This is a genomic window from Komagataeibacter nataicola (genome assembly GCF_003207795.1).
Classification (GTDB): Bacteria; Pseudomonadota; Alphaproteobacteria; order Acetobacterales; family Acetobacteraceae; genus Komagataeibacter; species Komagataeibacter nataicola.
The window spans coordinates 1-8,795 of record NZ_NIRT01000058.1; the positions used below are offsets into that span (position 1 = coordinate 1).

Below are 8,795 nucleotides of genomic sequence, written 5' to 3' on the forward strand. Positions count from 1 at the left end.
GATACGGCTGGGATCGGTCAAACGGGATGAAGCGGCTCATCGCGACACTCTACAGCCTTACCCCTTCACAGGGTACCCCAACCCGACAGGCTGCTAGAGGGTGTTATGCACCTTGAGCGAGGATAGCGGCGTTTCTGAGCATGAAGCATGCGAAAGACCGTTCTACGACCCATCGGCGCGGCAGCAGGACAAAGCCGCGCTTGGCCTCGGGCAATTTGACGATCTCAAGGGCGACACCATGGGCCCACGCTGTCTCAGCCGGCTTCTCGCCCGTGTATCCCTGATCGACATAGGCCAGTTCGACGCTTTCGTCCGTCACCTCCTGAATGGCGGCGGCGAGGCGTCAGACCTCGGCGCGATCGTCCCGATTGGCTGGCGTGACGTGCAGGGCCAGCAGATGGCCAAACGTGTCCACGGCCATATGCAGCTTCGAGCCCTTTTTGCGTTTGGTCCCATCATATCCGGCGCGCAATCCGCTCTTCGGCGTCGAACGCAAGGTTCGGCTGTCGAGGATGGCCGCCGTAGGTTCCGCCTTGCGGCCGGAAGCCATGCGCAGCACAGCACGTAGGTCAGACGCCAGTGCTTCGAAGCAGCCTGCCTCCATCCAACGACGGGATTGCTGATAGACCGCCGACCAGGGCGGCAGATCGTTCGGCATGGCGCGCCAGGCAATCCCGTAGCGGATCACGTAGCGCAACCCGTTGAACAGTTCGCGCAGATCATGCTGCTGCAGTTCCGCGTCCTCTCGCATCAAAACCACATACGGAACAACCAACGACCATTCTTCGTCTGACACGCCAGAGGGATATGCCTCGCACAAATTCCGTGAGTATCTATGGAACAGGGGATCCCGTCCTGTCATCCCGCCAAGGAAAAACGATCCTCCAGTCGTCTGCCCCAAATGGGCTTACAGGCATCGGCATCTGGTCGAAAACCTGTGGGCAAGGCTCAAGGAATGGCGGGCTGTCGCAACCCGATACGAGAAGACAGCCTCATCACAGGCCATTCCCCATCTCGCCTCTACGGAGTAAGCTGGACGGACGTGATTTTCAGACCGTCCAAAGGCTTGCCCGATTATGTCCGCGCTTTCCCAACTGCTTGATAGCTATAGAAATCTATCCGTCACGGAACGCGAGAAAGGCACCTACTTCGAGGAACTGATTGTCTGCTACCTGCGGACGGAGCCGAGCTACGCGGACCTGTATGACCAAGTATGGACATACAAGGCGTGGGCAACCGAGAAAGGCTACATCGCGAAGGATACAGGCATCGATCTGGTCGCCAAAACGCGAGGCACGGGCGAATACCACGCCATCCAATGTAAATTTTATGCCTCATCCCACCGTATCAGCAAGCCGGATATCGACAGCTTTTTCACTGCCTCGGGAAAGAAGCATTTTGCCCGACGTATCATTGTCGCCACAACCAATCACTGGACGGATAACGCCGAGGCATCGCTTGCGGATCAGCATCCGCCTGTCAGCAAGATTGATCTGTATGACCTGGAAACCAGCCTGATTGACTGGTCACAATATCAGCCCAAGATTGCTCCCGTCCTACGAAAACAGAAGACCCCACTCGACCATCAGAAAACAGCCATCAGCCGAGTCCTGGCAGGCTTCACGAGCCATAACCGTGGCCGTCTGATCATGGCCTGCGGGACAGGCAAGACCTTTACCAGCCTGAAAATCGCGGAAAAGCAGGTCGGTGCCGGTGGACGTGTCCTGTTTCTGGTCCCCAGCCTGTCTCTGCTATCTCAGACCCTGACCGAATGGACCCAGGAAAGCCAGGTTCCGCTCCACAGTTTCGCGGTCTGTTCTGATAGTGACGTGGGGAAAAAGAAGGCAAAAAACGACGACGAGATTAAGGTCAACATCCACGAAATCCACTACCCGGCAACCACCAGTCCCGGCCGTCTGGCGACCGAACATGCCAAACGGCATGACGATGCACATATGACGGTCGTGTTCGCGACCTATCATTCTATTGATGTCATCAGCCGTGCCCAGAAGGAGCATGATCTCCCCGAGTTCGACCTGATTGTCTGTGACGAAGCGCACAGGACAACAGGGGTCACTTTCGGGGGCAAGGCGAACGACAGCGCCTTCGTCCGCGTCCATAACCAGGATTATCTGGCTGGCAGGCACCGCCTCTACATGACCGCCACCCCGCGTATTTACGGCGATGTGGCGCAGGAAAAGGCCGAAAGGGAAGGAGCCATTGTCTATGGCATGAACAATGAGGCCATCTATGGGCCGGAGTTCCATGTCATCACCTTCTCCGAGGCCGTCCGGCGCAAACTGCTGGTGGACTACAAGGTCATCGTGCTGGCGGTTGACGAGGGAACCGTCAGCCGTAGTGTACAGAAGCTTCTGGATGATCCCGATAACGGCCTGACCGTCTCCGATGCCTCCAAAATTGTTGGATGCTGGAAGGCGCTGGCAACGGGCGGATTACCTCGTGAGGGGACAACCATACCCGAACCGATGAAACGGGCTGTCGCCTTCTGTCAGGTCATTTCTCCCGACTACAAGGGCAGGACGTCCAAGGTAAGTTCCATCCAGATTGCCGATATGTTCCAGCAAGTCGTGGAGGAATATCAGGAACAGGAAGACATTGAACCTGAAGCTCGCCTGACCTGCGAATCAGAACACGTCGATGGTGGGATGAATGCCAGCGAAAAGGAAGGCAAGCTTGCTTGGCTGAAAGATGAAACCCCAGAGGGTACGTGCCGGGTCCTGTCTAATGTCCGTTGCCTGTCCGAAGGTGTGGACGTGCCGGCGCTGGATGCTGTCCTATTCCTGACCCCCAGAAATTCACAGGTGGATGTGGTCCAGTCCGTGGGCCGTGTGATGCGTGTCGCACCGGGCAAGAAGCGGGACTATGTCGTTCTACCCGTAGTTATCCCGGCGAACGTTCCGCCAGATCAGGCACTGGATAACAACAAGAATTATCAGGTGGTTTGGCAGGTGCTTCAGGCCCTGCGTTCCCATGATGACCGTTTTGATCACATGGTCAACAAGATGGATCTTCAGGCCAGACCTGACACGTCCCGCATGGAAGTCATCGCGGTCACGAAGAAAATCACGGCTCAGACGAAAGCTCTGACAACGGGAACAGCCCAGAAAGCCCATTCATCCTACGGAATTGGAAAGAACGCTTCCGCCTTGGATGACAGGCAGGAAACCCTACAATTTGAAGTCGGGGAAATCGAGCGGGCTATCTACGCCAAAATTGTCAAGAAGGTCGGCAATCGTCATCATTGGGAGGACTGGGCCAATGATATCGCCCGGATTGCCCAGACCCATATCACCCGCATCAGGACCATTCTGGACAACCCTGACAACGTGGAAGCCCGGACCTCATTCGATGAATTCACGGCAGACCTGCGAACGGAACTGAACGACAGCATCAGTGAGGACGAAGTCATCAAGATGCTGGCACAGCATCTCATCACCCGACCCGTGTTCGAAGCCCTGTTCGCTGGCCACAGCTTCATTCGCGAAAACCCCATCTCCAGAGCCATGCAGATGGTTCTGGATGCGCTGGACAGGCACAGCCTGCACAAGGAAACGGACAGGCTGGAGGCTTTCTATACCAGCGTCCGTGAACGGGCTTCGGGTATTGATACCTCCTACGGTCGCCAGAAGGTTATCAAGGAACTGTATGACGGCTTTTTTCAGAAAGCCTTCCCTCGCCTAAAGGACCGCCTGGGTATCGTCTACACACCCATTGAAGTGGTGGATTTCATCATCCGTTCCATCAATGACGTGCTGGAAAACGAGTTCGGCCAGACCCTTGGGAGCAAGGGTGTCCACATCATGGACCCCTTCACCGGTACAGGGACATTCATCACTCGATTGTTGCAAAGCGGGCTGATTACGAAGGAGCAGATGCTCCATAAATACCGACAGGAACTGCACGCCAACGAAATCGTCCTGTTGGCTTATTATATCGCCTCCATTAATATCGAGGCGACGTTCTCCGACCTAATGGACGGAAAATATGAACCGTTTGAGGGCATTTGTCTGACGGATACCTTCAGGCTGAACGAACCGCATGACCTGGTAAGTTCGTCCCTGGAGGACAACAACCGGCGTATTCACAAGCAGAAAAATCTGGATATCCGTGTCATCATGGGCAACCCGCCGTATTCTGTGGGACAGGAAAGCGGGAACGACAACAACCAGAATGTGGCCTATCCGGCCCTAAATACACGGATCGCGAAGACCTATGCGGAGCGTTCCAGCGCCACGAACAAGCGCGCCCTGTATGACAGCTATATCCGCGCCATCCGCTGGTCTTCTGATCGCATTGGGGATTGTGGCGTCATTGGGTTCGTGACCAATGCGGGATTTGTAGATGCCAATACGGCAAACGGTTTGCGCCAGTGTTTGACCGAAGAATTTTCCTCCATCCATGTATTTCATCTGCGGGGCAACCAGCGGACATCAGGAGAAACATCTCGCAAGGAAGGCGGAAAGATATTCAATGCTGGAAGTCGTGCACCGATTGCCATTTCCCTCATGGTCAAGAACCCCAATACGAAGGAACAGGGCCGTATTCTGTTCCATGATATTGGAGATTATCTGACTCGTGAACAGAAGCTGAAACGTATTCAGGAACTGGCCAGTATCAATGGCCTGACTAGTGAAGGTCTGTGGCAGAAGCTCATACCCGATGAATATGGTGATTGGCTACGGCAACGAGATGATAGCTTTGGGAAGTTCATCGCTATTGGAAGTAAAGACAAGAACGCGGGACCTGTTTTGTTCTCGACTTATTCGGCTGGTGTCAAAACCCAGCGGGATGCATGGTGCTGGAATGCCGGGAAAAAGGCTCTGGCAGACAACATGCAAACCACCATCTCAGCCTATAACCAGGAACTCAAGCGTTTTAATGAAGCATGCCCGGTCTCGAACAGACAGACACGAGACAATGAAGTGGATAAGTTTATTGATACCAACCCGGCCAAAATTAGCTGGACCCGCGCTCTAAAGCAGGATTTTGTCAAAGGGAAAGACCTTCTCTATTCCTCTGACTGTCTTACGAAGGGCATTTACAGACCGTTTTCGTCCCAATGGCTCTATTTCAACAGATGCGTGAATGAGATGGTCTATCAGATGCCTCGGCTGTTTCCTGCTCTAAAGGCAAACAATCGGGTAATCATGATCAAGCAGCGCCAGCATGATGGCAGTCAGTTTGCACTGATGAGTAAATATGTCCCAGACCTGCAAAGCGATGGAGGAACACAATGCTTTTCTGAATATTTATACGAAGAGGTCCAAGCAGGACAGGACAGGACAGGACAGGACAGGACAGGACAGGACAGGACAGGACAGGACAGGACAGGACAGGACAGGACAGGACAGGACAGGACAGGACAGGACAGGACAATTATACTCGCTCAACAACGGAAGTACAAGAGAAGAATCTTGTTATTTGCATATCCAGCCCCGGAGAAGACCGACCTTTCTCAACAATGATGCTATCCTCCACTCCGGACCTGCACCTTCTGCATGGAGGTCAATGCTTCCCGATGTTTCTTTACGAAACGGAGGACAGCCAATGAACACTTCTCAAGGCAGTCTATTTGAACAGACACCCTCTCAATCACGAATCGTTCGTCGTGATGCAATTACGGATGAAGGGTTGAAGCATTTCCAGGATGCTTATCCGGGTCAGGTCATCACCAAGAAAGACCTATTTTATTATGTCTATGGCCTTCTGCATTCCCCGGAGTATCGGGAACGCTATGCAGACACTCTGCGGAAGGAACTGCCTCGCATCCCCCGCGTGAAGACATTTGAGGCTTTCAGAGCCTTCTCCGAAGCTGGTCGCACGCTGGGCGAAATGCACGTCAATTTCGACAGCCAACCCATCTACAAGGGGGTACAGATCGATACGGGAAACAAACCCCTGACACCCGACGACTATCGGGTGACACAGATGAAATACGGCAAGGGCAAAGACAAAACCGTCTTGCATTACAATGACCGCATCACTGTCACAGGCATTCCCCTGGAAGCCTATGACTACGTGGTGAACGGCAAGCCTGCCTTGGACTGGGTAGTGGAACGTCAATGCGTGAAGACCGACAAGGCTAGCGGTATCGTCAATGATGCCAATGACTGGGCCATCGAAACCATGAACGACCCCCGCTATCCACTGGACTTGTTCCTGCGCGTCATCACGATCAGCTTAGAAACCATGAAGATTGTGAAGAACCTTCCTGCCCTGGAAATTCTGGATTAATGATAGGGGTTTAAAAGTGTATTATTTTGTAGTTGTCCAAATCAATGAAAAGCTCATTAAGTCAGATGACTATCGGACCTATATCCAATACGATGAAACGGAAATAAATAATATAAAGAGAAATATTGTTGAGCCATACCTAAAAAAAGAAGATATACATTTTGAAGGCTATTTTATCAAACCGTCCGATATTAGACAGATATCGATTAAGTCATCCGATAAGTCAATTGAAGTTTTGACTGATGAAGCTAACAGTCGCGTGCCGTCGAACGTCATTATGTATATCGATTATGAAAGTATTGTCCGTTCCAAAGACGGTTTGCAAGATATCACAAAATCCGTATTTGATTCGGTTCGATCCACGCTTGATCACCAGTTAGGTCAACGTGAGAAAGGAAAAACGCTTGTCGGTAAATCGAATAGGGTTTTCATTGTTCATGGGCGCGATGATCTTGCAAAAACAGCGACAGCCAGATTGATTGAATCATTGGGGTTGGACGCCATTATTTTACACGAACAGACTAACGCCGGGAAAACTATAATCGAGAAAATTGAGCAAGAAACAGACTGCGGATTCGCTATAGTTTTATATACTCCATGTGACCTTGGCCGGGTTTCATCCGAAGTCGATGAACAACCACGCGCGCGCCAAAATGTTATTTTTGAACACGGATATCTGACCGCAAAACTTGGACGTGACCGAGTATGCGCCCTAAAAAAAGGGAATGTTGAAACACCATCGGACATTAGCGGTGTCGTTTACACCGACATAGATGACGCGGGCATGTGGAAGTTTGCGATTGCGCGTGAACTTCAAACAGCAGGTTTTACTATTGATATGAACAAGGTCCGTTAAAGAAAATGGCTTTATCACAGATACAGATTATTCGCTCACTTGGAGATGCTTTGACTTGGCTAGAAAAAGAGATCCAGTGGGGAGTCAATCCTGCTGAATTACGTCACCTGACTGGTCGGATTGGCGAACTATATGTCGCCATGAAAACTCGTGGGCAGATGGCACCTGAAGTTAACCAAAAGGGCTATGATGTCGTTTCAGCCGAAGGCGAACAAATATCCGTCAAAACCGTCACGTCTACACAACATATCAGATTTAACAAAAACACTTTCGACGTCGTTCATCGTGTCGTTGTTTTGCGGTTGAATTTTGATGATGACGACATATCCATCGAAGAAGTTGCAGATATGTCTGCATCCGATTTCCTGCCCCTGTGTCGTGAAGCAGAAGAGGTCTATATCTACTCGCCACGTCAACAGAAGGCAGTCGTTCCCATAGGTGACCAGAAGGCCGTCAGAGAGGTTTCCTATGGCCCTTACAGGGTCATCGAATATGAAAGCGGTACAATCCAAGTGGAAAAAGAAGGTGTTCCCGCAAGGATAACAAAGCCAGCCTTGCGCGAATTGGCCACGTCGTTGGGTGTCAGTCTTCTCAACAACACTGGCAATAAACGAAATACCCGCCAGCTTGGATCTGAAGTGATTTCAGCTATCGAAGCCTTGGAGAAGCCACATGATAAACGGAATCATCATATAATCATAAAATGAATATTTTCATACCGCATCCTATGGCTTGAGCGACGTATCAGCAGATGCAATTCTGCGCCTGACTGTAATACGAGGGTGCAGAATGTTTAGTGACGACGTTAGTGAACAAATTGGATATTACGTTTACAGGCTTGTTGACCCTCGAAACGGCGAGACGTTCTATGTCGGCAAAGGCCAAGGGAATCGTGTGTTCCAGCATGCAGTGGGAGCGCGTGTTGAAAAGGAGGAAAATTCTGCCATTTCTCTGAAACTGGATAGAATCAGGGAAATTCATAAGGAAGGCTTATCTGTAAACCATTTCATCCATCGGCATAAGCTGGATGAAGCCACCGCGCTTCATGTCGAAGCCGCCTTAATCGATGCATACCCTAACCTGACCAACATTGTTCGGGGGCACTACTCGGATGATTGCGGTGTAGCCTCATCGCAGGAACTCTTGTTGCGGTATCAGGCGCCCCTCATAGATTTTCAGCACAAGGTTCTCCTTCTCGCCGTCAACAAGACATCTTCGATGATGAGTAATTATGATGCTGTCAGGTATGCGTGGCGGTTATCTGCCGAGAGATTAAAAGCTATCGAATATATCCTGGCGATCAAAAACAATTTGGTAATAGACGCTTTCATTGCCGAGAAATGGCTCCCGGCGACAAAGGCGTATTTTTCCGGATTTGAAAAAGAGTACCCAGACAGAAAAGGGTTTATCGGACGGCAGGCTCCAGAAGAAATTCGGACCTTGTATATCGGCAAACGCCTTGGCCCTGATTATTCCCTTTCGCAAGCCGGAACCAGATATGCTCCTGATTAAAGCGTCATCTTCCGCTTCCGCCTGAGAATATTCCATTATTTATGACGTGTGACGCTGCCCCGAACATGCCCACTGACGTGCCCCCCGGAAATGTAACCATTTAAAAGTAGAGTCCGATCGAGAAGGATACGGACGGATGAAGCGCAGTCGTTTTACGGAAGAGCAGATCATA

6 protein-coding genes and 2 pseudogenes are annotated in these 8,795 nt (G+C 51.2%); 7 read left to right on the plus strand and 1 reads right to left on the minus strand.

What is annotated here, in order from left to right; all coding sequences use genetic code 11:
• Positions 1-103 precede the first annotated feature (103 nt).
• Positions 104-862 (minus strand): annotated as a pseudogene (locus CDI09_RS16745) (IS5 family transposase).
• Between CDI09_RS16745 and CDI09_RS18715 the strand changes: the two are divergent.
• The 7 genes and pseudogenes from CDI09_RS18715 to CDI09_RS16770 form a co-directional block, all read left to right on the plus strand.
• Positions 804-1,031, plus strand: a pseudogene (locus tag CDI09_RS18715) (transposase); the annotation flags it as partial. The pseudogenes CDI09_RS16745 and CDI09_RS18715 overlap by 59 nt on opposite strands.
• A 45-nt stretch (positions 1,032-1,076) precedes the next feature.
• Positions 1,077-5,486 (plus strand): DEAD/DEAH box helicase, encoded by a 4,410-nt coding sequence (locus CDI09_RS16755; RefSeq protein ID WP_170120512.1) that lies wholly within the window; start codon positions 1,077-1,079, stop codon positions 5,484-5,486.
• Positions 5,447-5,572, plus strand: a complete 126-nt coding sequence (locus CDI09_RS19030; protein WP_408884519.1) for a hypothetical protein — start codon at positions 5,447-5,449, stop codon at positions 5,570-5,572. Before CDI09_RS16755 ends, CDI09_RS19030 begins: the two co-directional genes overlap by 40 nt.
• Entirely contained in the window at positions 5,569-6,255 is a 687-nt protein-coding gene (locus CDI09_RS18355) for a type ISP restriction/modification enzyme (protein WP_167370210.1), read from the plus strand. The genes CDI09_RS19030 and CDI09_RS18355 overlap by 4 nt, the downstream gene beginning before the upstream one ends.
• 16 nt (positions 6,256-6,271) lie before the next feature.
• Positions 6,272-7,111 carry a TIR domain-containing protein gene (locus CDI09_RS16760; protein ID WP_078526246.1) on the plus strand — a complete coding sequence of 280 codons (840 nt, stop codon included), beginning with the start codon at positions 6,272-6,274 and terminating at the stop codon, positions 7,109-7,111.
• A gap of 5 nt (positions 7,112-7,116) precedes the next feature.
• Entirely contained in the window at positions 7,117-7,818 is a 702-nt protein-coding gene (locus CDI09_RS16765; RefSeq protein WP_078526244.1) for a DUF6998 domain-containing protein, read from the plus strand.
• 82 nt (positions 7,819-7,900) lie between these two features.
• On the plus strand, positions 7,901-8,623 hold the full coding sequence (locus CDI09_RS16770) for an LEM-3-like GIY-YIG domain-containing protein (protein WP_078526242.1): 723 nt from the start codon (positions 7,901-7,903) through the stop codon (positions 8,621-8,623).
• Positions 8,624-8,795 lie beyond the last annotated feature (172 nt).